Annotated in this window: 23 protein-coding genes, 1 tRNA gene, 1 other RNA gene and 2 pseudogenes; 21 read left to right on the top strand and 6 right to left on the bottom strand. The window is 69.2% G+C overall.

Annotation, left to right across the window (positions count from 1 at the left end):
• Window positions 1-144: 144 nt before the first annotated feature.
• A tRNA-Ser gene (locus ORI60_RS28895) sits at window positions 145-229 on the bottom strand.
• Between the two features lie 266 nt (window positions 230-495).
• On the opposite strand from ORI60_RS28895, the gene ORI60_RS28900 reads away from it, so the two are divergent.
• The 9 genes from ORI60_RS28900 to ORI60_RS28940 all read left to right on the top strand — a co-directional run bounded on the left by ORI60_RS28900 (window position 496) and on the right by ORI60_RS28940 (window position 6,913).
• Window positions 496-657, top strand: coding sequence for a hypothetical protein (locus ORI60_RS28900; protein ID WP_266041156.1), 162 nt, complete (start codon window positions 496-498; stop codon window positions 655-657).
• A gap of 67 nt (window positions 658-724) precedes the next feature.
• Complete coding sequence (locus ORI60_RS28905) at window positions 725-1,063, top strand: YciI family protein (RefSeq protein WP_266041157.1); 339 nt, start codon at window positions 725-727, stop codon at window positions 1,061-1,063.
• A 10-nt stretch (window positions 1,064-1,073) separates the two neighbouring features.
• A complete protein-coding gene (locus tag ORI60_RS28910; protein WP_266041158.1) occupies window positions 1,074-2,252 on the top strand; it encodes an RNA polymerase sigma factor in 1,179 nt (392 codons plus the stop codon).
• Window positions 2,249-2,821, top strand: coding sequence for a maleylpyruvate isomerase family mycothiol-dependent enzyme (locus ORI60_RS28915; protein ID WP_266041159.1), 573 nt, complete (start codon window positions 2,249-2,251; stop codon window positions 2,819-2,821). Before ORI60_RS28910 ends, ORI60_RS28915 begins: the two co-directional genes overlap by 4 nt.
• An 18-nt stretch (window positions 2,822-2,839) precedes the next feature.
• Window positions 2,840-2,934, top strand: an RNA gene (gene ffs / locus ORI60_RS28920) — signal recognition particle sRNA small type.
• Window positions 2,935-2,965: 31 nt separating this feature from the next.
• Complete coding sequence (locus tag ORI60_RS28925; RefSeq protein WP_266041160.1) at window positions 2,966-5,014, top strand: DNA polymerase III subunit gamma and tau; 2,049 nt, start codon at window positions 2,966-2,968, stop codon at window positions 5,012-5,014.
• A gap of 464 nt (window positions 5,015-5,478) precedes the next feature.
• Window positions 5,479-5,781, top strand: coding sequence for a YbaB/EbfC family nucleoid-associated protein (locus ORI60_RS28930; protein WP_266041271.1), 303 nt, complete (start codon window positions 5,479-5,481; stop codon window positions 5,779-5,781).
• A gap of 5 nt (window positions 5,782-5,786) precedes the next feature.
• Entirely contained in the window at window positions 5,787-6,395 is a 609-nt protein-coding gene (gene recR / locus ORI60_RS28935) for a recombination mediator RecR (protein ID WP_266041161.1), read from the top strand.
• Window positions 6,396-6,436: 41 nt separating this feature from the next.
• Complete coding sequence (locus ORI60_RS28940) at window positions 6,437-6,913, top strand: uridine kinase family protein (RefSeq protein WP_266041162.1); 477 nt, start codon at window positions 6,437-6,439, stop codon at window positions 6,911-6,913.
• Here the strand turns inward: ORI60_RS28940 and ORI60_RS28945 are convergent.
• Entirely contained in the window at window positions 6,889-10,167 is a 3,279-nt protein-coding gene (locus ORI60_RS28945) for an AfsR/SARP family transcriptional regulator (RefSeq protein WP_266041163.1), read from the bottom strand. The genes ORI60_RS28940 and ORI60_RS28945 overlap by 25 nt on opposite strands.
• Before the next feature lie 216 nt (window positions 10,168-10,383).
• Between ORI60_RS28945 and ORI60_RS28950 the strand changes: the two genes are divergently transcribed.
• From ORI60_RS28950 to ORI60_RS28975, 6 genes are all read left to right on the top strand, one after another.
• The gene (locus tag ORI60_RS28950; RefSeq protein ID WP_266041164.1) at window positions 10,384-12,063 is read left to right on the top strand and encodes an ABC transporter substrate-binding protein; all 1,680 of its coding nucleotides are present in this window, start codon (window positions 10,384-10,386) and stop codon (window positions 12,061-12,063) included.
• A 42-nt stretch (window positions 12,064-12,105) separates the two neighbouring features.
• On the top strand, window positions 12,106-13,110 hold the full coding sequence (locus ORI60_RS28955) for an ABC transporter permease (protein ID WP_266041165.1): 1,005 nt from the start codon (window positions 12,106-12,108) through the stop codon (window positions 13,108-13,110).
• A 5-nt stretch (window positions 13,111-13,115) separates the two neighbouring features.
• Window positions 13,116-14,039 carry an ABC transporter permease gene (locus ORI60_RS28960; RefSeq protein WP_266041166.1) on the top strand — a complete coding sequence of 308 codons (924 nt, stop codon included), beginning with the start codon at window positions 13,116-13,118 and terminating at the stop codon, window positions 14,037-14,039.
• A 6-nt stretch (window positions 14,040-14,045) separates the two neighbouring features.
• Entirely contained in the window at window positions 14,046-15,044 is a 999-nt protein-coding gene (locus ORI60_RS28965; RefSeq protein ID WP_266041167.1) for an ABC transporter ATP-binding protein, read from the top strand.
• Window positions 15,041-16,147 carry an ABC transporter ATP-binding protein gene (locus ORI60_RS28970; RefSeq protein WP_266041168.1) on the top strand — a complete coding sequence of 369 codons (1,107 nt, stop codon included), beginning with the start codon at window positions 15,041-15,043 and terminating at the stop codon, window positions 16,145-16,147. The genes ORI60_RS28965 and ORI60_RS28970 overlap by 4 nt, the downstream gene beginning before the upstream one ends.
• A 79-nt stretch (window positions 16,148-16,226) precedes the next feature.
• A complete protein-coding gene (locus ORI60_RS28975) occupies window positions 16,227-16,808 on the top strand; it encodes a TetR/AcrR family transcriptional regulator (RefSeq protein WP_266041169.1) in 582 nt (193 codons plus the stop codon).
• 20 nt (window positions 16,809-16,828) lie between these two features.
• Here the strand turns inward: ORI60_RS28975 and ORI60_RS28980 are convergent.
• Window positions 16,829-17,248, bottom strand: a pseudogene (locus ORI60_RS28980) (DedA family protein); the annotation flags it as partial.
• A gap of 330 nt (window positions 17,249-17,578) precedes the next feature.
• On the opposite strand from ORI60_RS28980, the gene ORI60_RS28985 reads away from it, so the two are divergent.
• From ORI60_RS28985 to ORI60_RS28995, 3 genes and pseudogenes are all read left to right on the top strand, one after another.
• A complete protein-coding gene (locus ORI60_RS28985) occupies window positions 17,579-19,147 on the top strand; it encodes a discoidin domain-containing protein (RefSeq protein WP_323055956.1) in 1,569 nt (522 codons plus the stop codon).
• A 29-nt stretch (window positions 19,148-19,176) separates the two neighbouring features.
• Window positions 19,177-20,381, top strand: a pseudogene (locus ORI60_RS28990) (MFS transporter); the annotation flags it as partial.
• The gene (locus ORI60_RS28995) at window positions 20,370-21,254 is read left to right on the top strand and encodes a hypothetical protein (RefSeq protein ID WP_416234505.1); all 885 of its coding nucleotides are present in this window, start codon (window positions 20,370-20,372) and stop codon (window positions 21,252-21,254) included. The pseudogene ORI60_RS28990 and the gene ORI60_RS28995, both read left to right, overlap by 12 nt.
• On the opposite strand, the gene leuA is transcribed toward ORI60_RS28995, so the two are convergent.
• On the bottom strand, window positions 21,251-23,074 hold the full coding sequence (leuA, locus tag ORI60_RS29000) for a 2-isopropylmalate synthase (protein WP_266041170.1): 1,824 nt from the start codon (window positions 23,072-23,074) through the stop codon (window positions 21,251-21,253). The two genes, ORI60_RS28995 and leuA, sit on opposite strands and share 4 nt — an antisense overlap.
• 697 nt (window positions 23,075-23,771) lie before the next feature.
• Here leuA and ORI60_RS29005 point away from each other — a divergent pair.
• Genes ORI60_RS29005 through ORI60_RS29015 form a run of 3 tightly spaced genes read left to right on the top strand, consistent with a single transcriptional unit; the run spans window position 23,772 to window position 24,885 of the window.
• Entirely contained in the window at window positions 23,772-24,068 is a 297-nt protein-coding gene (locus ORI60_RS29005; protein ID WP_266041171.1) for a hypothetical protein, read from the top strand.
• A gap of 18 nt (window positions 24,069-24,086) precedes the next feature.
• Window positions 24,087-24,374 (top strand): hypothetical protein, encoded by a 288-nt coding sequence (locus ORI60_RS29010; RefSeq protein ID WP_266041172.1) that lies wholly within the window; start codon window positions 24,087-24,089, stop codon window positions 24,372-24,374.
• 10 nt (window positions 24,375-24,384) lie between these two features.
• A complete protein-coding gene (locus ORI60_RS29015; RefSeq protein ID WP_266041173.1) occupies window positions 24,385-24,885 on the top strand; it encodes an NUDIX domain-containing protein in 501 nt (166 codons plus the stop codon).
• Here ORI60_RS29015 and ORI60_RS29020 read toward each other — a convergent pair.
• Window positions 24,871-25,431 carry a nitroreductase family protein gene (locus ORI60_RS29020; RefSeq protein WP_266041174.1) on the bottom strand — a complete coding sequence of 187 codons (561 nt, stop codon included), beginning with the start codon at window positions 25,429-25,431 and terminating at the stop codon, window positions 24,871-24,873. The genes ORI60_RS29015 and ORI60_RS29020 overlap by 15 nt on opposite strands.
• Window positions 25,431-26,615, bottom strand: coding sequence for a hypothetical protein (locus tag ORI60_RS29025; protein WP_266041175.1), 1,185 nt, complete (start codon window positions 26,613-26,615; stop codon window positions 25,431-25,433). The genes ORI60_RS29020 and ORI60_RS29025 overlap by 1 nt, the downstream gene beginning before the upstream one ends.
• Window positions 26,616-26,624 lie beyond the last annotated feature (9 nt).

Below are 26,624 nucleotides of genomic sequence, written 5' to 3' on the forward strand. Positions count from 1 at the left end.
CCGAGGAGGACGGTCCCAACGGCGCTCCCGTGTCGGCGTAAGCGGGTGCGACAACCATCAGCGCAGTCTGATAGCCAGAGCGACTGAGACCCGCAGATGACAAAGGCCCAGCCACCTGAGTAGGTGCCGGGCCTCTGACCTGAGCGGAGGATACGGGATTTGAACCCGTGAGGGGGTGAACCCAACACGATTTCCAGTCGTGCGCACTAGGCCGCTATGCGAATCCTCCGTGGAGAACCCTACCGGACGGGTGTTCCGGGGCCCAAAACGGGGGTGGACCTCCGGTCCGGCTCCCGTCACCCGCGTGGACGCAGACCCCGTCCGGCAACGCGCCTAGCCTGGTGAACACATGTGGAGGGGAGTACTCCCGAAGCAGCGGTGTCGTCAACACGGAGCCCACTGCGGGGCGCCCGGTGCCGTTGGCCAACGAGATCGTTTCGCTGGTGGAGGAGACCTCCGGTTTAGCTGCCATGCGCTTAAACCGGAGGCTCCAACGTGCTCGCCGTTCTCGACGTCCTCAACGACGTCGCGGGAATCCTCAGCGCTCTCGTAGCCGTTCCCGCCGCGATCGTCACCCTCGTCCGCTCCCGACGCGCTCGGCGTGACCTCCCGCCCGCGCCGGAGTCCGGGGCCGACGCGGCGCCGGAAAAATCCTGACGTCCGTGTCGATCTGGCGGGGGGCCGCTCGTCGTGATCCCGTAAGACCGAACCGAGGAGGACGAACGTGAAGTACATGCTGTTGATCTACGCGGCCGCCGACCAGCAGCCTACCTGCACCGTTGCGGACTGGATCGCCTACGAGAAGGAGATGAGGGACGCGGGCGTCCTGGTCTCCGGGCACTCGCTGGCCGACCTGGTCACCGCGACCACCGTCCAGGTCGGACAGGACGGGAAGCGCACCGTCACCGACGGGCCGTTCGCCGAGACCCGCGAGGTGCTGGGCGGCTACGACGTCATCGACGTGCCCGACCTCGACGCGGCGCTGGAGTGGGCCGCGAAGTGCCCCGGCTCGCGCGACGGCGGGGCGGTCGTCGTGCGGCCCATCGCCGAGTTCGACTTCTGAGCCCGGCGCGATGAACGTCGGGCAGGTGTTCCGGGAGGAGCGCGGCAGGCTGCTCGCGACGCTGGTCAAGCGCTTCGGCGACCTCGACCTGGCCGAGGAGGTCACCTCGGACGCCATCGAGGCGGCGCTGAAGCACTGGCCGGTGGACGGGGTGCCGGACAGGCCTGGCGCGTGGTTGCTCACGACCGCGCGCCGCAAGGCCGTCGACCGGTTGCGGCGCGACCAGGTCCACGCGGCACGGCTGGCGTTGTTGCAGGTGGAGGTCGACCGCGCGGATCCGCCGGCCGGGGACGGGCTGCCGGACGAGCGGCTGGAGCTGTTCTTCACGTGCGCGCACCCGGCGCTGGCCGAGGAGGACCGCGGCGCGCTGACGTTGCGCTGCCTGGCCGGCTTCACGACGCCCGAGGTCGCGCGGGCCTACCTGGTGCCGGTCACGACCATGCAGCAGCGGATCGTGCGCGCGAAGAAGAAGATCAAGGAAGCGCGCATCCCGTTCCGCGTGCCGGACCCGCACGAGCTCCCGGAACGCCTGCCCGGCGTCCTGCAGGCCGTCTACTCGATCTTCACCGAGGGCTACGCGGCCCAGCGGGACGACCTGGCCGACGAGGCCATCCGGTTGGCGCGGATCCTCCAGGACCTGCTGCCGGACCGGGAGGTCACGGGGCTGCTGGCGTTGATGCTGCTGATCCACGCCCGCCGCGACGCCCGCGCGGAGCTGCTGGAGGACCAGGACCGCGCGCTCTGGGACCGCGACATGATCGACGAGGGCAGCGCGCTGGCCGAACGGGCGCTGACGGGCGGGTACGGGCCGTACGGCGTGCAGGCGGCGATCAACGCGTTGCACGACGAGGCGCCGGACTTCGACAGCACCGACTGGCCGCAGATCGTGGCGCTCTACGACGTGCTGGGCAAGCTCGCGCCGTCGCCCGTCGTCGCCCTGAACAGGGCCGCCGCGATCGCCATGCGCGACGGTGCCGAAACCGGCCTCGCGCTGCTCGACGCGCTGGCCGGCGAACCCAGGCTGCGCGACTACCACCCGTACCGGGCGGCTCGCGCGGACCTGCTGCACCGGCTGGGCCGCGACGCCGAGGCCGCTGAGGCCTACCGCGAGGCCATCGCGCTCGCGGGCACCGAATCCGAACAGGACTTCCTGCGCCGCAGGCTGACCGCCGTCGAGGAGCAATCATGATCATGAAATGGCTGGAGGCCGAACGCCTGGGCGTCGCCGACCTCCTCGAAGACCTCACCGACGACGAGTGGCGGCGCGACACCCTCTGCGCCGGCTGGACCATGCAGACGATGGCCGCCCACCTGACCACGTCCACCCGCACGGGCTGGCGCGACGTGCTCACCGGCGTCGTGAAGGCGCGCTTCGACTGGGAGCGCATGGAGGACCAGAAGGCCCGTGCGATCGCCGCACGGTTCACCCGGTCGGAGTTGATCGCACAGATCCGCGAGACCGCCGCCTCGCCGAAGCGCGCGCCGATGGCCGCCCCGATCGACCCGCTGGTCGACTTCCTCGTCCACGGCCAGGACATCGCGCGCCCGCTGGGCCGCGTCCGCGAGATGCCGCTCGAACCGGCCCAGGCCGCCCTCGAACACGTGCTGAAGAGTCCGTTCTGGGGTGCTCGCAAGCGTTTTCGGGAGTCCGGAATTTCCGATCTTCCTGCCCCTGACCTGCTGATGATCGCCACGGGCCGGAAGTTGTCCACACCTGGGGACAACACTGTGGGCAACTCGAACACACGTTCGATCTAGAGGGTTCGCTACACTAGCGTCGGACCTCGTGCGGCACACATCTCGCGAACCTCCCCAGGGCCGGAAGGCAGCAAGGATAAGCGGGCTCTGGTGGGTGCACGGGGTCCCCTTTTCGTGTCGGGGTCCACCGGTACTGTCTGCGGCGTGGCGCTCGCTCTGTATCGCAAGTACCGTCCGGCCACGTTCTCCGAGGTCGTTGGCCAGGAGCACGTGACCGACCCGCTGCGCGTCGCCCTGTCGGCAGGCCGGGTGAACCACGCCTACCTGTTCTCGGGTCCCCGCGGCTGCGGCAAGACGTCGTCGGCCCGCATCCTGGCCCGCTCGCTCAACTGCGTGAAGGGCCCGACGCCCGATCCGTGCGGCGAGTGCAACAGCTGCATCGGCCTCGCCCCGAACGGCACCGGCAGTGTCGACGTCGTCGAGCTCGACGCGGCCTCGCACGGTGGTGTGGAAGACGCCCGCGACCTGCGTGACAAGGCCTTCTACGCCCCGGCCGAGTCCCGGTACCGCGTCTTCATCATCGACGAGGCGCACATGGTCACCACGCAGGGCTTCAACGCCCTGCTGAAGATCGTGGAGGAGCCGCCGGAGCACCTGATCTTCATCTTCGCCACGACCGAGCCGGACAAGGTCCTCCCGACCATCCGCTCGCGCACGCACCACTACCCGTTCCGCCTGATCCCGCCCGGCGTCATGCGCTCCCTGCTGGAACGCAACTGCGCCGCCGAGGGCGTGGCGGTGGAACCCTCCGTCTTCCCGCTGGTGATCCGCGCGGGCGGCGGCTCGGCCCGGGACACCCAGTCCGTCATGGACCAGCTCCTCTCCGGCGCGGGCCCCGACGGGGTGAAGTACGAACGAGCCATCTCGCTCCTGGGCGTCACCGACTCGGCCCTGATCAACGACGTGGTCGACGGCCTCTCGGCAGGCGACGGCGCCGCGGTCTACGGCACCATCGACCGCCTGGTCGACGCCGGCCACGACCCCCGCCGCTTCGCCTCCGACCTGCTCGACCGCCTCCGCGACCTGGTCCTGCTCTGCGCGGTCCCGGACGCGGCGGACCGCAACCTGGTCAGCGCCCCGGAGGACGAGCTGGCCACGATGTCGGCCCAGGCAGAACGAATCGGCCCGGCAGCGCTGACCCGCTACGCCGAGATCGTGCACCAGGGCCTGGTCGACATGCGGGGCGCCACCGCCCCCCGCCTGCTGCTGGAACTCCTCGTCTCCCGGATGCTCCTGCCGTCGGTGAGCCAGTCGGAAGCCGCCCTGCTCCAACGCCTGGAACAGCTGGAACGCCGCCCGCCGGCCGCCATCGCGGCAACCTCGGGCGACCCCGCGGCCCCGACCGGCGGCCCGGTCTTCACCCGCAGGTCCCAGCAACCGGCGGACCAGCCCCCGGCCCAGCCGGAACCCCAGCGAGCAGCCCCGACCCCGGTCGCGGTCGCAGCCCCGGTATCAGCCCAGCCCGCACCGGCCGCCACTCCGGCACCGGCGGCAGTGCCCACCCCGGCCCCAGCGCAGCCCGCACCCCCGTTAGCGGCACCTGCCGCCACCCCGCAGCCCGCCGCAGCTGCTCCGGCCCCTTCCGCTCCTGCCGCGTCCGGTGGCATGGACGCCACGGCGGTGCGCCGAATCTGGTCGGAACTGCTGGCCGCGGTCCGCGCGACCAGCCGCAGCACCGAGGCGATGCTGACCAACGCCACGGTCGGCGAGGTGGACGGCAACGTGGTGACGATCACCCACACCTCGGCCCCCCTGGCCCGCCGCCTGGCGGAGCCCCGCAACACCGAGGCGATCGCCGCAGCCCTGTCCTCGGTGCTGGGCGGCACCTGGCAGGTCCGCTGCACCCACGGCACACCGGGCGCCACCCCGCAGCAGGCAACCCAGGTGAAGGCGGCCCGCCCGGCCCCGATCCGCCCGAGCCAGGCGCAGAACCAGCAGGCCCGCCCCCAGCCAGAACCGCAGCAGACCCAAGCCCCGCGCCCGCCGCAGGACGACGTCCCACCGCCGCCGGAGCCCCCGGAGCCCGACGACCCGCTCCCGCCGGAACCGGACGACGAAGAAGCGATGCTGGCCGAGGCCGCCCGCCCGGCAGATCCGGGCTCGGTGAACGAGGTCCAGGCCAAGGACCCGGAGTCGGTCATGCTCCAGCTGCTGGCAGACGAACTGGGCGCCCGCCCCCTGAAGAAGGCCTAGCCGCCCGCGAAAGGGGCCTAGCCGCACCCAGGAGCGACGCCCAATGCACGCTCACGCAGGGGTCCCCTTCAGATCTGGGTCCCCCGCGACCCAACATAGCGACGGGGTCTGACACTCAAGCGATGCCGAAGGCGAGCCGTCGTTACCAAAAGGTCTGGGTGGGGTGGGGGGGGGTCGCGGGGGTGCGCCACCCCCCCCCCCCCCGGGCGCGCCGCTCGGGCCCCTGGCCGCCCCCCCCCCCCCCCACCGACGCGCCCCTCTACGCAACAGGCAGCCGCCCAACGCAACAGGCGTGCCATCTACCCGCGTGCGGCGTGGACCCGGCTTTGGATCAGATTGGCGGGGTCTGGGGCGGAGCCCCAGGAAACAGGGACTGCCTCCGAAACCCGAAGCGCCAACCCCCGTACGCTGGACCACAACAAACCCCACCGAGAGGACCAGCGGTGCAACCCGGTCAGTTCGACATGCAGGCCCTTCTCCAGCAGGCCCAGAACATGCAGCAGCAGATGGCGGACGCCCAGCAGCAGCTGGCCGAAACGCAGGTCACCGGCAACGCGGGCAACGGCCTGGTCACCGCGACGGTCACCGGCGGCGGCGAACTGGTCAACCTCGCCATCGCCCCGAAGATCGTGGACCCGGAGGACGTGGACACCCTCCAGGACCTGGTGATCGCCGCGATCAAGGACGCCAACGCCAAGGCGCAGGAGCTGGTGGAGCAGAAGCTCGGCCCGCTCGCCCAGGGCGGCCTCGGCGGATTGCTCGGCTAACACCGATGTACGAAGGCCCGGTACAGGACCTCATCGACGAGCTGGGCAGACTCCCGGGCGTTGGCCCGAAGAGCGCGCAGCGCATCGCCTTCCACCTGCTGGCAACGGAAGCCGCTGACATCGAACGGCTCCAGCAGGCACTGCAGAAGGTCAAGGAAGGCGTCGTCTTCTGCGACGTCTGCGGCAACGTGAGCGCGGAGACGACGTGCCGCATCTGCCGCGACCCCAAGCGGGACCTGAGCCTGGTCTGCGTGGTCGAGGAGCCCAAGGACGTCCAGGCGATCGAGCGCACCAGGGAGTTCAAGGGCCGCTACCACGTCCTGGGTGGCGCGCTGGACCCGCTGAGCGGTGTCGGGCCGGACCAGCTCCGGATCAGGCAGCTGCTCAACCGCATCGGCACGGCCGTCAACGGTGTCGACATCTCCGAGGTCATCATCGCCACGGACCCGAACACCGAGGGCGAGGCCACGGCCACCTACCTCGTCCGGATGCTCAGGGACTTCCCGGGCCTGACCGTCACGCGGCTCGCCAGCGGTCTGCCGATGGGCGGCGACCTGGAGTTCGCGGACGAGCTGACGCTGGGACGTGCGCTATCTGGTCGCCGGAGCATGTAGCCGGAACTCCACCGCGGCTGGGCGACACCCGCCTGGTCGCGGTGGACGGCCCGTCGGGTGCGGGCAAGTCGACGTTCGCGAGGAGCCTGGCGAACGAGCTCGGCGCGCAGCTCATCAGCACCGACCACTTCGCCACGTGGGACGACCCCACGACGCAGTGGTGGCCGCGGCTGCAACGAGCACTCGACGAGGTGGCGCACAACCGCGAGGGCCGCTACCGGAAAACCGACTGGTCCCAAGGGTTTCCGTGCATCGGAGACGGCGACGAGGTCGTCATCACTCCACAGAGGACCATCATCCTGGAAGGCTTCTCCTCGGCCAGGAAGGCGAACACCCGCCTGAGCCTCGCGATCTTCGTGGACCACGAGGACGAACGAGCGAGGCTGGAACGCGCGGTGAAACGCGACGGCGAGCATCAGCGCCAGCACTTCATCCGCTGGCAGCAGTACGAACGGGGCTGGTTCGCGGTCGACGAGACCAGGGCCAGAGCTGACTACGTTGTCACGTCAAGCAGTTGAGCCTGGACGACGGACGCCTCGGGTGTCCCGATCGCGCTGAGGACCTCCAGCGACGTCGACCAGTACGACCGGGCGGCCGCGGCATCCCCCAGCGCGGCGGACGCGTCGCCGGCCAGTTGCAGCGCGCGGCCGAACACCCAGCGGTGACCTGAGTCCGCGCCGACCGAGACGGCTCGCAGCGCGCAGTCCAGGGCCTCGGCGGCGTCCAGGGTGTCGAGGTGGGTGCGGCCGAGCACGAGCAGCGCCTCCATCTCGGCCAGGCGGAACTGCGACCTGCCCGCCTCGTCCAGCGCCGCGGTGGCCGTGGCCAGAGCCTCCTCGTAACGGCCGACCGCGCGGTAGGAGGAGGCCAGGCCGCGGCGGGCCGAGCAGATGCCCCACGAGTAGCCGGTCTCCAGGCCGATGGCCAGCGCGGCCGAGAACTGCTCCAGGGCGTCCTCGTAGCGGCCGCCGCCTTCCAGCGCGCGGCCGAGCAGGTTCTGCGCGTCGCAGACGCTCTTCACGTTCTCCAGGTCCTGCGCGATCTGCATGGCTGCGGACGCCTCGAGCGCGGCTTCCTCGTAACGGCCGCGCATGATCAGCGTGATGGCCATGCCCTCGTGCATGGTGTGGCCGAAGTTGCGGGCGGCCGCACGTTCGTACAGCTCCCGTGCGCGCACGAAGTAGTCCTCGCCGAGGTCCGGCTTGCCGCGCCACGCCTGCACCTCGCCGAGTGCGCGCATCGAGTTCGCCTGCAGGATCCACGAGTCGAGGCGCTTGCCGTCCTCCAGCGCCTCCTCGAACGTCGACGCGGCGCGGTCGAGCTGGCCGAGCTGCATGTAGACGCCGCCGAGGTTGAACAGCGCGTTCGCGAGCAGCTGGGGCGCCCCGACCCGGCGGGCGATCACCAGGGAGCGTTCGAGGTGGTCGGCGGCGTGTTCGAGCTCGCCGAGGTCGATGTAGACGCTGCCCGCGTTGGACAGGACGGCGGCCTCGGCCTGGGGCAGGTCGATGTGCTCCTGCAGCGCGATGGCCTGCTGGTAGTAGCCGAGCGCGTTGCGGTGCTGCCCGGTCACCCAGTACAGCGTGCCCAGGGAGGACAGCATCGCGAGCTGGCCGAGCTCGTCGCGGGGCGCACGCGCACCCAGCAGGCCGGCCTTCGCGGTCTCTCGCCACTCCGCGGTCAACGACTGCGTGTAGAAGTAGCCGCGCAGGGCGTCGGCCAGCTGCCACGGCGAATTCTCGGGATCGCGCTCAACGGAGTGCGCCACCAGCGCGACCAGGTTGGCGCGTTCGACGTCCAGCCAGGTCAGGGCCTCGGTGGAGGTGCTGAACGTCCGCGGCACCACGCCTTCGAGCGGGGCCGGGCGCGGGAAGCGGAACAGCGTCGACTTCATGGCCGCGGTGGCGTTGTCGACCGAGCGCACCGCCCAGTCCAGCAGGCGGCGCAACGCGAGCCGCGCGTCCGCACGGCCCTCCTCGAACGCCAGGCGCTCGGAGGCGTAGTCGCGCAGCAGGTCGTGGAACTGGTAGCGGGACGGCGCGTGGTTCGAGATCAGGTTCGCGGTGGCCAGGCGGTCGAGCCGCCGGCGAGCGTCCTGAGTGGTCAGACCGCTCAGCGCGGCGGCCATCTCGGGCGTGAAGTCCGTGCCGGGGACCAGCGACAGCACCCGGAACATCTGCGCGAGCTCGGGCTTCAGCGCCGTGTAGGAGAGGTCGAACGCCGCGTGCACCGCGACCCGTTCGTCGCCCTCGACGGCCAGGGCCGCGAGCCGGTTGCCCGCCCGCAGCTCCTCCACGTAGTCCGCGATGGACAGCTCCGGGCGCGACACGAGGTTCGCGGCTGCGATACGCAAAGCCAATGGCAGATGTGCGCAGAGGGCCGCCAGCTCCAGCGCGGCGTCCTCCTGGGACGCCACCTCGTCCGCGCCCAGGATGCCTGCGAGGAGTGACTTCGTCTCGTGCCAGTCGAGCACGTCGAGCCGCACGTTCGACGCCGCGTGCGAGACGGCCAGACCCCGCAGCGTGTCGCGCGAGGTCACCAGCACCGCGCACCCCGGCGAGCCGGGCAGCAGAGGACGGATCTGCTCGGCGGACGACGCGTTGTCCAGCAGCAGCAGGACCCGCTGACCGGTCAACGTGGACCGGAACATGGCCTCCTGCTCGTCCTGGTCCAGCGGCACCTGGTCGGGCTCGGTGCCCAGCGCCCGCAGGAACCGGGGGAGCACGTCCACCGCGCTCAACGGCGGTCCGGGGGCGTATCCGCGCAGGTTGACGTACAGCTGACCGTCCGCGAAGTCGGCACGCATCCGGTGCGCCGCGTGCACGGCCAACGCCGTCTTGCCCACGCCGGGCGGCCCGGCCAGCGTCACGACCGGCACGCCCTGCGCGGTCCGCAGCAGGGCCACGATCAGCGACACGGCCTCGTCGCGGCCGACGAAGTCGGGGATGTCCGCGGGCAGCTGCGACGGCACGACCCGTTCCGGCTTCGCGGCGACCACCGGCGCACCGGCCGAGGCCGCCACCGCGTCGATCGACCCGGACAGCACCTGGCTGTGCACGCGCCGCAGCTCGTCGCCGGGGTCGATGCCCAGCTCGTCGCCCAGCAACCGCGAAACGCGCTGGTAGGCGGCCAGCGCCTCGCTCTGCCGGCCGGACCGGTACAGCGCCACCATCAGCTGCGCCCAGAACCGCTCGCGCAACGGGTGTTCGCTGGTCAGCCGGGACAGCTCCGCGACCAGCTCGCCGTGGCGGCCCAGTTCGAGATCGACCTCGACCCGGCGTTCCAGCACGTGCAGGCGGCGCTCGTTGAGCCGCGGCACCTCGTCGCGGTGCAGGATCTCCGACGGCACGTCGACCAGGGCCGGACCCCGCCAGAGGCCCAGGGCGGCGGCGAACGCGGCCGACGCGGCCTGCAGGTTTCCGGCGGCGCGCTCCTGCTCGCCCTGTTCGATCAGGGGTTCGAAGCGCATCAGGTCGATGGTCTTCTCGTCCACGTCGATCAGGTATCCGTCGGGCACCGTCTTGATCGGCACGGACGGCCCGAGCAGTTGTCTGAGACGCATCACATATGTCTGCAGCGTGGCGCGCGCACGTGCGGGTGGATCTTCACCCCACACGTTTCCGGCGAGTTCGTCCACGGACACCGACGTGCCCGCGCGCAGCAGCAGCGACACGAGCAGAGCACGCTGCCTGCCCGCCCTGACCAGCAGAGGTTCACCGTCGAGGAGGACCTGGAGGGGGCCGAGCACGCGGAACTCGACCATTCTGCTCATGTGACCTCCTCCGCGTGTCGGTGTTGTTTCTACAGCCTAAGAGAGCGTCCGACGCATCTGCCGTGCTCACGTTGGGTCAGCGGTCGTGCGCCGGACGTATCAGAATGCCTGGTCTAGTGGCCGGATCGTGACCTGAGTAACCCCGGACGGGGTATCTACAACGGTTATGGTCGGCGACCACACCGTGAGATGTGCGGATTGTCCAAGGGGTGTTTGATGGTCCACTCAGTAACGGCTCGCCGCCGTTGGGTTGCCGCGATCGGCTTCCTCAGCGTCAGCGCGCTCGCCCTGTCCGGTTGCGCGCAATCCCAGCGCGACTCTGGCGGCGGCGGCAAGGAAGGCGGCACGCTGACCTTCGGCGCTGCCGGCGCGCCGAAGCTCTTCGACCCGTTCTACGCGACCGACGGTGAGACCTTCCGGGTCTCCCGCCAGATGTTCGAGGGTCTGGTCGGCTTCAAGCCGGGTACCGCCGAGGTCGAGCCCGCGCTGGCCACGAAGTACGAGCCGAGTGCCGACGGCAAGACGTGGACGTTCACCCTCAAGGAGGGCGTGAAGTTCCACGACGGCACGGACTTCAACGCCGAGGCCGTGTGCTTCAACTTCAACCGCTGGTACAACCAGAAGGGTGCCGGCCAGTCCGACGCCGTCTCGCAGTACTGGCTGGACAACTTCGGCGGGTTCGCGACCACGCCGGACAAGCCCTCGCTGTTCAAGGCCTGCACGGCCAAGGACGCCAAGACCGCCGTGGTCGAGCTGAACGAGGTCACCTCGCAGTTCCCGTCGGTCCTCGGCTTCACGTCGTTCTCGATCTCCAGCCCCGACGCGCTGAAGAAGTACGACGCGGACAACGTCCAGGCCGCCGGTGACGCGTTCACCTACCCGGCCTACGCGAACGAGCACCCGACCGGCACGGGCCCGTTCAAGTTCGGCAAGTACGACAAGGCCAACAACACCGTGGAGCTCGTGCGCAACGACGCCTACCACGGCGCCAAGGCCAAGCTGGACAAGATCATCTTCAAGATCATCCCGGACGAGACCGCCCGCAAGCAGGCGCTCAAGGCCGGCGACATCGACGGGTACGACCTGCCGAACGCGGCTGACTGGGCCGGCCTGAAGTCCGACGGCTTCAACGTCGCGATCCGCCCGGCGTTCAACGTGTTCTACCTGGGCATCAACCAGAAGAACAACCCGAAGCTCGCCGACCTCAAGGTCCGCCAGGCCCTGATGTACGCGATCAACCGCGAGCAGCTGGTCAAGTCGCAGCTGCCCGAGGGCGCCAAGGTCGCGACGCAGTTCATGCCGGACACCGTCAACGGCTACAACAAGGACATCAAGGCCGTCGGTTACGACGCCGCCAAGGCCAAGTCGCTGCTGGCCGAGGCCGGTGCCTCCGACCTGACGCTGAAGTTCTACTGGCCGTCCGAGGTCACGCGTCCGTACATGCCGTCCCCGAAGGACCTGTTCGGCGCCATCTCGACCGACCTGCAGGCCGCCGGCATCAAGATCGACGTCGTCACCAAGCCGTGGAACGGTGGCTACCTGACCGACGTCGACCAGGGCATCCCGGACCTGTTCCTGCTCGGCTGGACCGGTGACAACGGCACCGCGCACAACTGGGTCGGCACGTTCTTCGGCCGCACCGACAACCGCTTCAACACCGGCGTGTCGGCGTGGGGCAACACCCTGAAGGACGACCTGGCCAAGGCCAACTCCGAGCCGGACGAGGCCAAGCGCACCAAGCTGTACGAAGAGATCAACAAGAAGATCATGGACGAGTACCTGCCCGCGATCCCGATCTCGCACTCCCCGCCCGCTCTGGTGTTGAAGTCGGACATCAAGGGTGTCGTCCCGAGCCCGTTGACCGACGAGAAGTTCGGCCCGGCCTCCAAGGGCTGAGCTGACTAGCTCCCACCACAAGAGAACAACGGGGTAGCTCAAGTGCTCCGCTACACCATTCGACGGCTGGTTCAGCTGGTCGGCGTGGTGCTGGTGCTCTCGCTGCTGCTCTTCGCGTGGATGCGACTCCTCCCAGGAGGGCCGGTTTCGGCCCTCCTGGGAGAGCGCGCTACGCCGGAGTCGCGCGAAGCCCTCACCAAGCAGCTCGGCCTCGACCAGCCGATCATCGTGCAGTACTTCAAGTTCCTCGGTCGCGCCGCGAGCGGCGACTTCGGCGTCTCCACCGGTGTTCAGCCCGGTGACTCGGCGCTCGAGATCTTCCTCCAGCGGTTCCCCGCGACCATCGAGCTCAGCTTCTTCGCGATCGTCATCGCGATCGCGATCGGCGTTCCGCTCGGGTACCTCGCCGCGAAGCGCCGCGGCGGCTGGTTCGACAACCTCAGCGTCATCGGCTCGCTCATCGGCGTCGCGGTGCCGGTGTTCTTCCTCGCCTACGTGCTCAAGGACGCGGCATCGGTCGGGCTCGGCCTGCCGTCGCAGGGCAGGCAGGGCGACATCAACGCCACCCGCGTCACCGGCTTCTTCACGCTGGACGGCATCCTCACCGGTGAGTTCGACGCGACTCTGGACGCGCTGGAACACCTGATCCTGCCGTCCATCGCGCTCGCCACGATCCCGTTCGCGGTGATCTTCCGCATCACCAGGGCGGCCGTGCTCGACGTGCTCGACGAGGACTTCGTGCGCACCGCCGAGTCCAAGGGCCTCACCGCACCGCTGATCCGCCGCCGGCACGTGATGCGCAACGCGATGCTGCCGGTCGTCACGACGATCGGCCTGCAGACCGGTGCGCTGCTCTCCGGCGCGGTGCTCACCGAGAAGGTGTTCTCGATCCCCGGTGTCGGTCAGGCGCTCGCCATCGGGTTCGAAAGGCGTGACTACCCGGTGCTGCTGCTGTTGATCATCATGGCCACGATCGTCTACGTCGTGGTCAACCTGTTGGTCGACCTCTCGTACGCGCTCATCGACCCGCGCATCAGGACGAGGTGAGCGCAGTGGCACTCGGAGTCTCCAAGAAGGAAAAGATCGACGACCTCGCCGAGACCGCGGGCGTCTCGCTCGCGGCGAGCGCGTGGAAGCGGCTCAAGCGCAGCCCGGTGTTCATCATCGGCGCGGTGATCATCGGCATCTTCATCGTGGTGTCGCTGCTGTCGCCGTGGCTCGCCCCGCACGACCCGTCCGACAAGATGCTGATCGACCAGGTCGTCAAGGCGCGCAACGAGATCCCGCCCGCCCAGCCCGGCCACCCGCTCGGTGGTGACCTGCAGGGCCGCGACTTCTTCTCGCGCCTGCTCGTCGGCTCGCAGCAGACGCTGATCGTCGGCGTTGGTGCGACGCTGATCGGACTCACCGGCGGCCTGATCCTCGGCACGCTCGCGGGCGCCATCGGCGGCTGGGTCGACTCGATGGTCATGCGCCTGGTCGACGTCATGCTGTCGCTGCCGTCGCTGCTGCTGGCGTTCTCGATCGCGGCGATGTTCGCGCGACCGAGCCAGTTCACCGTGATCCTCGCGGTCGCGATCGTGCAGATCCCGGTGTTCGCCCGGTTGCTCAGAGGGTCGATGCTCGCGCAACGGCACAGCGACCACGTGCTCGCGGCGACGGCGCTCGGCGTGAAGAAGGGCGCGATCGTGTTCCGGCACATGCTGCCGAACTCGCTCAGCCCGGTGATCGTGCAGTCGACGCTCGTGCTGGCCACCGCGATCATCGAGGCGGCGGCGCTGTCGTTCCTCGGCCTCGGCAACCCGGACGACCGGATCCCGGAGTGGGGGCAGATGCTCGGCGACGTGCAGAACGTCTTCGACACGCATCCGCACCTCGCCGCGTGGCCCGCGGTCTGCATCATCATCGTCGCGCTCGGCTTCACGCTCATGGGCGAGACCCTGCGCGAAGCCCTCGACCCGAAGAACAGGCGGTGAGTCGTCGTGGCACTGCTCGAAGTTCGTGACCTCACCGTCGTGTTCCAGCGTCGTGGCGAGGAACCGTTCCGCGCGGTCGACGGCGTCAGCTTCGACGTCGAGCCGGGCCAGACCGTCGGCCTCGTCGGCGAGTCGGGCTGCGGCAAGTCGGTGACATCGTTGGCGATCATGGGTTTGCTGCCCAAGCGCGGCGCCACGGTCACCGGCACCGTCACCTACGACGGCACGGATCTGCTGAAGCTGTCGGACAAGCAGATGCGCGACAAGCGCGGCAGCGAGCTCGGCATGGTCTTCCAGGACCCGCTGTCGTCGCTCAACCCGGTCATCCCGATCGGCATCCAGGTCACCGAGGTGCTCGAACGGCACCGCGGCCTGGCCCGCAAGGAAGCCATGATCGAGGCGAAGAACCTGCTCGACAAGGTCGGCATCCCGGACCCGAACCGCCGGCTCAAGGAGTACCCGCACCAGCTCTCCGGCGGTATGCGGCAGCGCGCGCTCATCGCGATCGCGCTGGCGTGCCGGCCGAAGCTGCTGATCGCGGACGAGCCGACGACGGCGCTGGACGTGACCATCCAGGCCCAGATCCTGTCCCTGATGAAGGAACTGGTGCAGGACCTCGGCACCGCGCTCGTGATGATCACCCACGACCTGGGTGTCGTCGCGGGCCTGTGCGACGAGGTCAACGTGCTGTACGGCGGCAAGGTGGTCGAGAAGGCCAACCGGCACCCGCTCTTCGCGGAGCCGCGCCACCCGTACACGCACGGCCTGCTGTCCTCGATCCCGCGGCTCGACGCGGCGCCCGGCGAGAAGCTGACGCCGATCAAGGGCTCCGTCGCGGACAACATCCCGTGGGCCCAGGGCTGCGCGTTCGCGCCGCGCTGCCCGAACGCGCTGGACGTGTGCGTCCAGGTCACGCCCGCGGAAGAAGACCAGCTGGGTCGCCTGCTCCGCTGCCACAACCCGGTGGTGCCGGGAACTCCCGCCGCCGAGGAGGTGCCGGTATGAGCGAGACCCTGGTTTCCGTGCAGGACATGAAGGTGCACTTCCCGATCAAGCGGGGCGTGTTCATGGACCGCACCGTCGGCTACGTCTACGCGGTCGACGGCGTCGACCTCGAGATCAAGCGCGGCGAGACCTACGGCCTGGTCGGCGAGTCCGGTTGCGGCAAGTCCACCCTCGGGCGGGCGATGCTGCGGCTCAACGAGCCGACCGCGGGCAAGATGGTGTTCGACGGCCAGGACTTCTCCGCCCTCAAGGGCGAGGAGCTCCGCAAGATGCGGCGCCGGATCCAGATGGTGTTCCAGGACCCGCTGTCCTCGCTCGACCCGCGCCAGTCCGTGGAGTCGATCCTGATCGAGGGCCTGCGGGCGCACGGCCTGGACAAGGGCAAGGAGTCGACCAACAAGCGGCTTCGCGAGCTGCTCACGGCCGTCGGCCTGCCGACCACCGCGCTGCGCAAGTACCCGCACGAGTTCTCGGGCGGTCAGCGGCAGCGCATCGGCATCGCGCGGGCCCTGGCACTGGAGCCGGACCTGATCGTCGCCGACGAGCCGGTGTCCGCGCTGGACGTGTCGGTGCAGGCGCAGGTCGTGAACCTCATGGAGCAGCTCCAGGAGCAGTTCGGCCTGACCTACCTGGTGATCGCGCACGACCTCGCGGTCGTGAAGCACATCTCCGACCGCGTGGGTGTGATGTACCTCGGCGGCCTGGTCGAGGAGGCCTCCTCCGAGGACCTCTACGCCGAGCCGCTGCACCCGTACACGCGGGCGCTGCTGTCGGCGATCCCGGTGCCCGACCCCGTGGTCGAGGACCGGCGCGAACGGATCCTGCTCGCGGGCGACCTCCCGTCGCCGGCGAACCCGCCCAGCGGCTGCCGGTTCCACACCCGGTGCCCGTGGCGGCAGGAGACCAAGTGCGACACCGACCGGCCGGTCCTGCGGGAGCTCAAGCCGGGCCACAAGGTGGCGTGCCACTGGGCGGAGCAGATCCAGTCCGGCGAGATCAAGCCGCACGAGGTGAAGCCGATCCTGGTGGAGGAGGGCGACGGTCTGTCGCCCGACGTCCCGCTCGTGGGACCGGCTTCGGTGACCGAAGCGCTCAACCCGTAGTTCGTGTTCTCCGGCCGGGGCCACCTCACTTCGAGGTGGCCCCGTTCGTTTCTCCAGGGCTCTGCGTTGTCCTCGGTGGATGGACAGTCGTGGCTCGATCCTCCTGCGCGCGGCGGAGATCGCCTCGGTCGACGGCCTGGAGGGCGTCACGATCGGGCGGCTCGCGGTCGAGCTCGGCATGAGCAAGAGCGGGGTGTTCTCGCACTTCGGCGCCAAGGAGGAGCTGCAGATCTGCACCGTGCACACGGCGGCGGAGATCTTCGCGCACGAGGTCGTGATGGCGGGCGGAACGCTGCTGGACCTGAGCGAGCGCTGGCTCGACTACTCGAAGCGCCGCGTGTTCCCCGGCGGCTGCTTCTTCGTCGTGACCCGCTCGGAGTTCGCCGCGAAGCCCGGCCGCGTGCGCGACGCGCTGATGCTCTTCAACCTGCGCTGGATCTCACTGCTGGAACGGCTGTGCGGCGACGCCCAGATGGCGTTCGAGGTGGACGCGCTGCTGGCGGCCGCGGACCGGTTCGCGGTGCTCTACGACGACGCCTCGGCGTACGAGAGAGTGCGGCTGGCGTTGCGCGCACGGACCGCCATGCCGACCGGGATGGAGATGAGCGTGGCCACGCCGAACGACAACAGCATCGCGAGCCACGCCTCGTCGACGAGCTGACCGCCGATGTACCCGACGGTGGCGGGGTAGAGGCTCCACAGCGCCGACCCGAGCGCCGCGACCGGCACGAACCGGCGCAGCGGCCACTTCAGCGCCCCCGTCAGCAGCGCCCCGACGATGCCGCCCGCGGGCAGGAACCGCGCCGCGATGAGGATCGTCTCGCCCTTGGTCGCGAGCTGGTCGGCCGTCCACACGACCATCGACCGCGCCTTGGCGTTCCGGTTGACCTTGTCGAGGGCCCGCATCCCCATCCGGCGCCCCGCGGTAAAGTTGATCATGTCACTGAGCAGGCAGCCCGCCGCGGCGACGAGCACGACCAGGTAGAGCGGAACCTCACCGGACGCGGCCAGGACGCCGGCGCCGATGAGCACGGCCTCCGTCGGTGCCAGCGGCACCACGGCGACCAGGAACAGCACTACGAGGCTGGCTGCGGTGCTCATGATCGGTGAACGTACGTGACCCAGGTGAACAATCCCGACCTGGGTGTTTCTTCAGCGTGCCCACAGGTAGCACGCGCGGCTCGTCCGAACGGCCGCGCCCGTTGTCCGAAAGGGCATGACTGGGCGTGACACGGGGCGTTCGTGCGCCCCTCCGCACCGCCACCTGCCTGGTGTGATCCAGGTCATCCGCCTTCTGGCGCTCCGGCCTGAGGGTCGTGCGGCGGTTTCTCCGCGTTGACCTGCGAGATCGGCCGTAGTTAACGTCCGAACTCAATTGGGAAGCTTGTTTACCAATCCTTCGAGCCGCCGCCTTTGCCCAGGAGGAACGAAGTGATCAAAAAGCACACCAGAGCTGGTGTCGCGATAGCCCTGTTCGCGTTGGTGGTCCCCCAGATCGCCGCGTCGGGCACGGCCAACGCGGCTGATTCCCTGCTGTCCGCCAACAAACCCACCACCGTCTCGTCCGTGGAAGCCGAGACCTTCGGCGGCGCCAACGCCGTCGACGGGAACTCGACCACCCGGTGGGCGAGCCTCGAGGGCGTCGACCCGCAGTGGATCGCCGTCGACCTCGGTGGTGCCGCCACCATCTCGAGGGTCAAGCTCAACTGGGAGGTCGCGTACGCCTCCGAGTACAAGATCCAGACGTCGAGCGACGGCTCGTCGTGGAGCACCAAGAAGACCCTCACCGGTCAGAACGGTGGCATCGACGACATCGCGATCTCGACGAGCGGCCGCTACGTGCGGATCTACGGCACCAAGCGCGGCACGCCCTACGGCTACTCGCTGTGGGACCTCGAGGTCTGGGGCAGCATCGCCAACGGCGACGTCACCGCTCCGACCGCGCCGTCCGGGCTCGCGAGCACGGGCACCACGTCGAACTCGGTCAGTCTGCAGTGGACGGCCGCGACCGACAACGTCGGTGTCACCGGCTACGAGGTCCTGCGCAACGGCAGCGTCGTCGGCACCCCGACCGGCACCACGTTCACCGACTCGGGCCTCGCGTCCGGCACCGCGTTCACCTACACGGTCCGTGCGCGTGACCTGGCGGGCAACGTGTCGGCGGCGAGCAACGCGGTGCAGGCGACGACCCTGCCCGCCGGACCCGGCGACAGCATCACGGTCGTCGCCGCCGGTGACATCGCGTCGCTGACGAACACCGAGCACTACGAGACCGCGAAGCTCATCGACCAGATCAAGCCGAACCACGTTCTTACGGTCGGCGACAACCAGTACGACAGCGGCACGCTCACGGAGTTCAGGAACCACTACGACAAGTCGTGGGGCCGGTACAAGAGCATCACCCACCCGGCGACCGGCAACCACGAGTGGGAGGACAACCTCAACGGCTACAAGTCGTACTTCGGCGCGCAGGCCTACCCGGCCGGCAAGCCGTACTACAGCTGGGAAGCCGGCGAGTTCCACTTCGTCTCGTTCGACTCCCAGCTGATGTACGACACGGGCAGCGACTCGACGCAGCTGAACTGGCTGAAGGCCGACCTGGCCGCGAACACCAAGCCGTGCGTCGTCGGCTACTGGCACCACCCGCGGTTCAACTCCGGCAACTACGGCGACAAGCCCAAGATGGCGCCGGTGTGGAACGTGTTCGCGGACGCCAAGGCCGACCTGGTGCTCTCGGGTCACGACCACCACTACGAACGCATCAAGCCGCTGAACAAGAGCGGTGCGGTGGACGAGGCCAACGGTCTGCGCTCGGCGATCATCGGCATCGGCGGCGACTACCTCTACCAGGACGTCAAGCCGCGTGCGGGCGTCGAGAACTGGTTCGCGGACACCCACGGCGTCGTGAAGTTCACCCTGTCCGGTCGCTCCTACTCGTGGGAGGTCGTCGACACGGCGGGCCGGGTGCGAGACAAGGCCGGTCCTTACAACTGTCGTTAGCCGGATCTGGCTGTTGATCGGAGGCCGTCGTGTACATCGCAACCGCTAGGCAAGCTCCGGCTTCGGGTGGCACCGGCAGGATCGCGGGGAACGTCCTCGCACTGGGCGCGGTGTCCCTGCTCACGGACGTCTCGTCCGAGATGGTCACCGCCATCCTGCCGCTGTACCTGGTGCTGGGGCTGGGGTTCTCCCCACTGCAGTTCGGTGTGCTCGACGGCATCTACACCGGTGTGACGGCACTCGTTCGCGTTGCGGGCGGTCACGCCGCGGACCGCTGGCAACGGCGCAAGTTCGTGGCCGGGCTGGGGTACGGGATCTCGGCGCTGGGCAAGCTCGGCCTGCTCGCCGCCGGGACCTCGGCCACCGCGATGGGGCTCGTGCTGGCCGGGGACCGGACCGGCAAGGGCTTGCGCACCGCGCCGAGGGACGCGCTCATCACGTTGAGCAGTGAACCTTCGGCGCTCGGACGGGCCTTCGGTGTCCATCGCGCGATGGACACCGTGGGCGCGTTCCTCGGCCCGCTGCTGGCGTTCTGCCTCCTGTGGACGCTGCCGGCCCGCTACGACGTGGTGTTCGTGGTGAGCTTCTGCTTCGCGGCACTGGGTTTTCTCGTTCTCGTGCTGTTCGTGCGTGATCACCGGGACGTGCTGCCACGCGTCGCGGTGTCGCTGAAGAGCGCGTTCGGTTTGCTGCGGTCCAGGCCGTTCCGGCGGGTCTGCCTGGTCGCGTGCGGGCTCGGGTTCCTGACGCTGGGCGACGGGTTCATCTACCTGTTGCTGCAGAAGAAGCTCGACGTCGAGCTCGCGTACATCGCGTTGCTGCCCCTCGGCACGGCAGGCGTGTACCTGCTCGCAGCTGTGCCGCTGGGCTCACTGGCCGATCGCGTGGGCCGGTGGAAGATCTTCCTCGCCGGGCACGTGGCGTTGCTCGGCGCGTACGTGCTGCTCGCCGGTGTTTCCGGGATTTCCCTGCTGGTCGGGGTTCTGGTGCTGCACGGGCTCTTCTACGCGTGCACCGACGGCGTGCTGATGGCCGTCGCCGGGCCGATGATCCCCGACGAGCTGCGCACGTCCGGCCTGGCTCTGCTCCAGACCGGGCAGGTGCTCGCACGTGCCGCCTCTTCCGTTCTCTTCGGTGCTCTTTGGACGTGGTTCGCTTGGTGAGGATCCTGATCGTCGTCGCCGCCGTGATCGCGCTGGGCGCGGGCGCCACCGCCTACGCCCTGCGCGCTCCGCAGGAAGTCTCCGTCGCCACCGAGGCGGGTCCTGTCGAGCTGACGTCAGGACGACTGGTGTTCGTGGACGAGGCGAGCGGCAAGGTGGCCTCGGTGCCGCTGTCGGACACCTCCAGGCCGAGGCGGGTGAGTTCGTTGTCCTGCAAGCGCTTCTACACCGCGGGCGGACAGGGGCTGTGCCTCGCGGACGCCTCGGGGCCGTTGCCGGGCTCGACCGCGGTCTTCGTCGACCGCGGGCTGGGGGAACGCCGCCGGGTGGAGGTGGCGGGCGTGCCGAACCGCGCCAAGCTGTCGGCGGACGGGCGGATGGCGTCGTGGACGACGTTCGTCACCGGAGACTCGTACGCGCAGGCCGGCACGTTCTCCACCCGCACCGCGATCTTCGACCAGCAGACCGAGGTCTACGCCAGCAACATCGAGGGCACCGCTGTCGCGGGCGTGAAGACGGTCAACGACATGAACTTCTGGGGTGTCACGTTCGCCTCCGACGACCGCACCTACTACGCGACTCTCAGCACGGCCGGGAAGACCTACCTGATCCAGGGCGACGCGGTGGACGAGTCAGCGAAACCGTTGCGGGAGAACGCCGAATGCCCGTCGCTCTCCCCGGACGGCAAGCGCGTGGCGTTCAAGAAGCGCGTGCCGGGTGACGGCGCGCGGCCGTGGCGCCAGCACGTGCTGGACCTGACCACGATGGTGGAGACACCCCTGGCCGAGACCCGCGGGATCGACGACCAGGTCGTGTGGCTCGACAACGACACCATCGCCTACGGCCTGCCGGGTGAGGGAATCTGGGCCGTGCAAGCGAACGGGGAGGGCGCGCCGCGGCAACTGGTGCCGCACGCGTCCTCCCCGTCGGTTGCTCTCGGCTAGCGCTGAGCTCGGTTGATCGCCGACACGATCGCGCGGAACGACGCCGCGACCGTGGAGGAGTCGATGCCCACGCCCCACAGCACGCGGTCGCCCACCGCGCACTCGAGGTAGGCGGCCGCGCGGGCGTCGTCACCGGCGGACAGCGCGTGCTCGGCGTAGTCCAGCACCCGCACGTCGTAGCCCACGGACGCGAGCGCGTCGACGAACGCGGCGATCGGGCCGTTGCCCGAGCCCGTGATCTCCTGCTCGTCGCCGTCGATCAGCAGGGTCGCGGTGATCTCCTCGCGGCCGCTGCCGTCCGACGACGCCTTGTGCTTCAGCAGGTACAGCGGCACCCGGCCGTGCAGGTACTCCTCCGCGAAGGCGTCCCACATCTCCTTCGGGTTGATCTCGCCGCCCTGCGTGTCGGTGACCTCCTGGATCACCTTCGAGAACTCGATCTGCAGGCGCCGCGGCAGGTCCAGGTGGTGCTCCTGCTTCATCAGGTACGCCACGCCGCCCTTGCCGGACTGCGAGTTGACCCGGATGACGGCCTCGTAGTTGCGGCCGACGTCCTTCGGGTCGATCGGCAGGTACGGGACCTCCCACAGGAAGTCGTCGACGTGCTGGCCGGCCTCCTTGGCGTCGGCCTCCAGGGCCTCGAAGCCCTTCTTGATCGCGTCCTGGTGCGAGCCCGAGAACGCGGTGAAGACCAGGTCACCGCCGTACGGGTGGCGCTCGGGCACCGGCAGCTGGTTGCAGTACTCGACGGTGCGGCGGACCTCGTCGATGTCGCTGAAGTCGATCTGCGGGTCGATGCCCTGGCTGAACATGTTCATCGCCAGCGTGACCAGGCAGACGTTGCCGGTGCGCTCGCCGTTGCCGAACAGGCAGCCCTCGATGCGGTCCGCACCGGCCAGGTAGCCCAGCTCGGCGGCGGCGACACCGGTGCCGCGGTCGTTGTGCGGGTGCAGGCTCAGGATGATCGCCTCGCGGTTGGCGAGGTTGCGCGACATCCACTCGATCGAGTCGGCGTAGACGTTCGGGGTGGCCATCTCGACGGTCGCCGGCAGGTTGATGATCAGCGGCTTCTCGGGCGTCGGCTGGATGACGTCCTGGACGGCGTTGCAGACCTCCAGCGCGTACGACAGCTCGGTGCCCGTGTAGGACTCGGGGCTGTACTCGTAGCGGAAGTCGGTCTCCGGGTAGTCCTGCTCCTGCTGCTTGGCGAACTTCGCGGCCTCGACGGCGATCTTCTTGATGCCGTCCCTGTCGCTGCGGAACACCACGCGGCGCTGCAGGATCGAGGTCGAGTTGTAGAAGTGGACGATCGCCTTGTTCGCGCCCCGCAGCGACTCGAACGTGCGGGCGATCAGCTCCTCGCGGCACTGCGTCAGCACCTGGATCGTGACGTCGTCCGGGACGGCGCCGTCCTCGATGATCTCGCGGACGAAGTCGAAGTCGGTCTGGCTCGCCGCCGGGAAGCCGACCTCGATCTCCTTGAAGCCCATGCGGACCAGCAGGTCGAACATCTTGCGCTTGCGCGCCGGCGACATCGGGTCGATCAGGGCCTGGTTGCCGTCCCGCAGGTCGACCGCGCACCACAGCGGGGCCTTCGTGATCTTCTTCGCCGGCCAGGTGCGGTCCGGTACGTCGACGACCTCGACCAGCTCGTGGAACGGGCGGTAGCGGTGGAACGGCATGCTGCTGCCCAGCTGGCGGTTCCAGGACTGCTGGGTGTCCGGGGCCGGGCGGGAGGGCTTGCGGATGCGGCTGGTGCCCGAGCTGTAGGCGTCCGCCGAGTCGATGCTCGTGGTGGTGAAAGCCTCGTTCGAGGTCATGGGATTTGTGCTCCTGCGGGTCGTCTTCTGGGAACGACCGGCGGCAACGCTGAGTCCCGCGACGGGGGGCCGGTCTGATCAGACCCCGTCACGGCAGCGAAGCAGGAGGGAACGCCACACGTCGGACAGAGTAGCCACAGTTCTGGGGTTGATGGAACTTGGCGACCGGATCGTGGGACATGGGCGGCTTTTCGGGGGACGTGCGGGTCGCGGCTTTGTGGGTGGTCGCCTTGCGGGCGGCGAGCTTGGGTTGCGTGCTTCCCCTGGGGGCGCTGCCCCCAGACCCCCGGCAATCTGATCAGGGGGCCCGCGCCGTGCGTGGGTTGATGGCACGCCTGTTGCGTCGGGCGGCTGCCGGTTGCTTTGCGGGGTGCGTTGGCGGTGGGGTCCCATCACGAGCCGCACCAGGAGCGGGCCACACCTGAGGAGGGGTGTCAAGCGGACGAAAAGCATGTCCGCTTGACACCCCTCCTCAGGTGCAGCGAGAGCTATGGCGCGACTCGTGATGGGACCCCACCGCCCGTGCCTTGTGGAAGGACGGCTCGCCTTCGGCATCGCTTGGAAGGGCGGGGAGGCTCGCCTTCGGCTTCGCGGGCGGGGGCGCGGGCGGGTGCCAGGCGTGATCGCGCGTGCGGCCAGGCGCGATATAGGTCAACTTGCAAGTTTTGGCGAGGTCAGACCTGGGAATCGTTCATGTATGTCCAGATTACGTACCTCCAGCGGCCGCGGCACGGCTTCACGCGTGATCAGCGGCATCGGTGCGCTCTTCGCCTTCATCGAAGTGCTGTACATCCTGATGATCGTGTTGGGCGCGAACCAGGGGAACGCGTTCTTCAAGTTCATCCAGTCCCTTGCCGAGCCTCTCGCTCTGTTCTTCCCGGGGCTCTTCGCGACCGGCAACTACAACCTCGACGTCTTCCTCAACTACGGTCTCGCCGCCGTGTTCTGGCTGGTCGTGACCGGTTTGCTTGCGCGTGCGGTGTCGCGCTACTGAGTAGTAGATTCCGGCGGTATGCGGACGCGTGTGGTCGGTATCGCCGCCGGAGTCATCAGTTGGGTCGGCCTCGCGCTGGCGGTCGTGCTCGTCGTTCACGTCGTGCTCACCGTCGGCGGGGCCAACCCCGGAAACCCCATCACCAGCACGGTCAAGTCTCTGGCCGAGCCGGTGGCTTTGGCGTTCAAGGACCTGTTCGCGCCAGAGGACGCCAAGTTGCGCGTGATCGTCAACTTCGGGCTGGCCGCCTTGTTCTGGCTCGGCGTTCGAGCGATCGTCCTTAAGCTCGTTAGGCGGCTGAACTAGGTTCCTGGTCATGGCGCGCGACGACTTCTGCAGCAGCTGTGGCACTCAGTACTCCGACACGTCCGCGTACCCGCGCAGGTGCGTCGGTTGCGGGCACATGGTGTGGGCGAACCCCTCGCCGGTGGTGGTGTTGCTCGTGCCTGTGAAGGACGGGCCCCGCACCGGGTTGCTGACCGTGCGCCGGGCCATTCCGCCCGTGGGTGAGCTTGCTTTCGTCAGCGGGTTCATGGACCGCGGTGAGTCCTGGCAGCAGAGTGCCGTGCGGGAGCTCGAAGAAGAGGCGAACGTGCGCATCGCGCCTGAGGACCTGCGGCCCTTGCACTTCGTGTCCACGCCGGACGGCGGGACGGTGCTGATGTTCGCCACCGCGCCCGCGATCAACGCCGAGGACATGCCGCCGTTCGTGCCGAACGACGAGGCGTCCGAGCGCAAGGTCATCTTCGACTGCGTGCCGTTGGCGTTCCCGCTGCACAACGACGTCGCGACGAAGTACTTCTCAACTGAACTGTGACTGGCCCCAGGTGCCGGTGAAGACGGTCTCGGAGAGCGGCAGGCGCTTGCGTTCGCGCTGCTCACGGGCCTGGAGGTCCTCGGGGAGGTCCGACACGTCGCCCTGCCTGCCCAGCGCCATGGCCACCAGCGGGCGGACGTCGGCGGGCATCGCGAACGTCCGGTGGGCCGCTTCCCCGTCGAAGCCGCCCATCATGTGTGTGATCAGGCCCAGGTCCACGGCCTGCAGGGCCATGTTCTCCATCGCGAGGCCCAGGCCGAACTCCACGTTCGGGATGTCACCGCGGTCGTCTTTGGTGAGCACGCAGCCGATCAGCAGGACCGAGGCGCGGAACGCCCAGGTCCTGTTGCCGCGCGTCAGGGTTTCGAAGATCGCGTCGAACGTCCCGGTACCCCGGTGACCCGCGATGAAGCGGGCCGGTTGGCTGTTGCCGTGGGACGGGGCCCAGCGGCCCGCCTCCAGGACGGTGCGGAGTTCTTCGTCGGACACGGTCGCGTCGGCGGAGAAGGCGCGAGGGCTCCAGCGCTTCGAGATCAGCTCGTTCATCAGATCGCATACTGCCAAACGGCCAGCGAGTAGGCACCGAACCAGGCGCTGAACAGCGTCACCATGCCCAGGATCGTGAGGACGGTGGCCGGACGGCGGCGCGCGAGGACCAGGGCCAGGGGGAGCAGCAGCGTGAACGCCGGGAGCAGCAGGCGGGCCTTCGAGTTCATCAGGCCGTTCGAGCCCAGGTCCATGACCAGGACGCCGAGGCCGTAGACGACGAGCGGCCACTCCAGGCGGCGCTGGAAGGCGTAGAAGACCAGGACGATCGCCAGCGCCAGGAGCCAGACGGTGCCGGTCTCCAGCACCGAGCGCGGGTTGGCCAGGTGGCCCAGGGCGAACTCCCAGGTGGCCTCGCCGCCGTCGAACTTCGAGCCCCAGCCCCGTTGCTGCACGCCGAACCAGCCCATGAGGTCGCCGGTGCGGACGGCCACCCAGCCCAGGTAGCCGAGCAGGCCGAGCGGGGCGACGGCGCCGCCCACCCAGGCACGCCAGTCCGTCCTGTCGGCCAGCACGGCGACCAGCGCGGCCAGGCCGACCGCCACGATCAGGGCCGCCGCGGTCGGGCGGACCAGGCCCGCCGCCGCGCAGCAGACGCCGGCGAGGATCCAGCGCTTCTTCACCACGCCGACCAGCGCCCAGACGGCGAACGCGCAGAACGTCGCCTCGGAGTAGGTCATCGAGAGCACGACGGCCATCGGGGACGCGGCGAACAGCGTCACGAAGATCAGGCCCGCGCGGTCCGAGCCGTCGCGGACGGCCCGGCCGAGGACGAACAGGCCGTACGCGCAGAAGATGCCGCTGATCAGGCTGACCGCGAAGGCCGCGCCGACGACGTCCACGCCCGGCAGCCCGTCCACCCACCTGATCAGCGCCGGGTAGCCGGGGAAGAAGGCCAGCGGGGTCTCGGCCGTGCGGCGCCCGAACGCGTCGTACGGGGGCGACGGGACGCCGTTGTAGCCGCCCGACGCGATGCCGAGGAACCAGTCGCCGTCCCACGACCTCAGGTTGTCGACCGAGGTGTCGCCCTTGCCGGTGAGCTTGTTCTGGTACTCCACGACGAGCTGCAGGACGAGGAGACCGACCTGCCGCACGACCAGGTAGATGAGCGCGGGAGCGGCCCAGAGAGCGGCCGGGTGTCTGAGCGCTTCGGCCATCCGCGAGCGCGCACTGCTCTCATGCACGGCTGCTGG

Source organism: Lentzea sp. NEAU-D7 (genome assembly GCF_026242055.1).
Classification (GTDB): Bacteria; Actinomycetota; Actinomycetes; order Mycobacteriales; family Pseudonocardiaceae; genus Lentzea.

Bases quoted from the DNA above. Each gene is read 5' to 3' on its own strand.
- ORI60_RS28910 (WP_266041158.1), top strand. From the start codon at position 1,074: ATGAACGTCGGGCAGGTGTTCCGGGAGGAGCGCGGCAGGCTGCTCGCG.
- ORI60_RS28915 (WP_266041159.1), top strand. From the start codon at position 2,249: ATGATCATGAAATGGCTGGAGGCCGAACGCCTGGGCGTCGCCGACCTC.
- ORI60_RS28930 (WP_266041271.1), top strand. From the start codon at position 5,479: ATGCAGGCCCTTCTCCAGCAGGCCCAGAACATGCAGCAGCAGATGGCG.
- recR (WP_266041161.1), top strand. From the start codon at position 5,787: ATGTACGAAGGCCCGGTACAGGACCTCATCGACGAGCTGGGCAGACTC.
- ORI60_RS28945 (WP_266041163.1), bottom strand. From the start codon at position 10,167: ATGAGCAGAATGGTCGAGTTCCGCGTGCTCGGCCCCCTCCAGGTCCTC.
- ORI60_RS28950 (WP_266041164.1), top strand. From the start codon at position 10,384: ATGGTCCACTCAGTAACGGCTCGCCGCCGTTGGGTTGCCGCGATCGGC.
- ORI60_RS28970 (WP_266041168.1), top strand. From the start codon at position 15,041: ATGAGCGAGACCCTGGTTTCCGTGCAGGACATGAAGGTGCACTTCCCG.
- ORI60_RS28975 (WP_266041169.1), top strand. From the start codon at position 16,227: ATGGACAGTCGTGGCTCGATCCTCCTGCGCGCGGCGGAGATCGCCTCG.
- leuA (WP_266041170.1), bottom strand. From the start codon at position 23,074: ATGACCTCGAACGAGGCTTTCACCACCACGAGCATCGACTCGGCGGAC.
- ORI60_RS29005 (WP_266041171.1), top strand. From the start codon at position 23,772: ATGTCCAGATTACGTACCTCCAGCGGCCGCGGCACGGCTTCACGCGTG.
- ORI60_RS29010 (WP_266041172.1), top strand. From the start codon at position 24,087: ATGCGGACGCGTGTGGTCGGTATCGCCGCCGGAGTCATCAGTTGGGTC.
- ORI60_RS29015 (WP_266041173.1), top strand. From the start codon at position 24,385: ATGGCGCGCGACGACTTCTGCAGCAGCTGTGGCACTCAGTACTCCGAC.
- ORI60_RS29020 (WP_266041174.1), bottom strand. From the start codon at position 25,431: ATGAACGAGCTGATCTCGAAGCGCTGGAGCCCTCGCGCCTTCTCCGCC.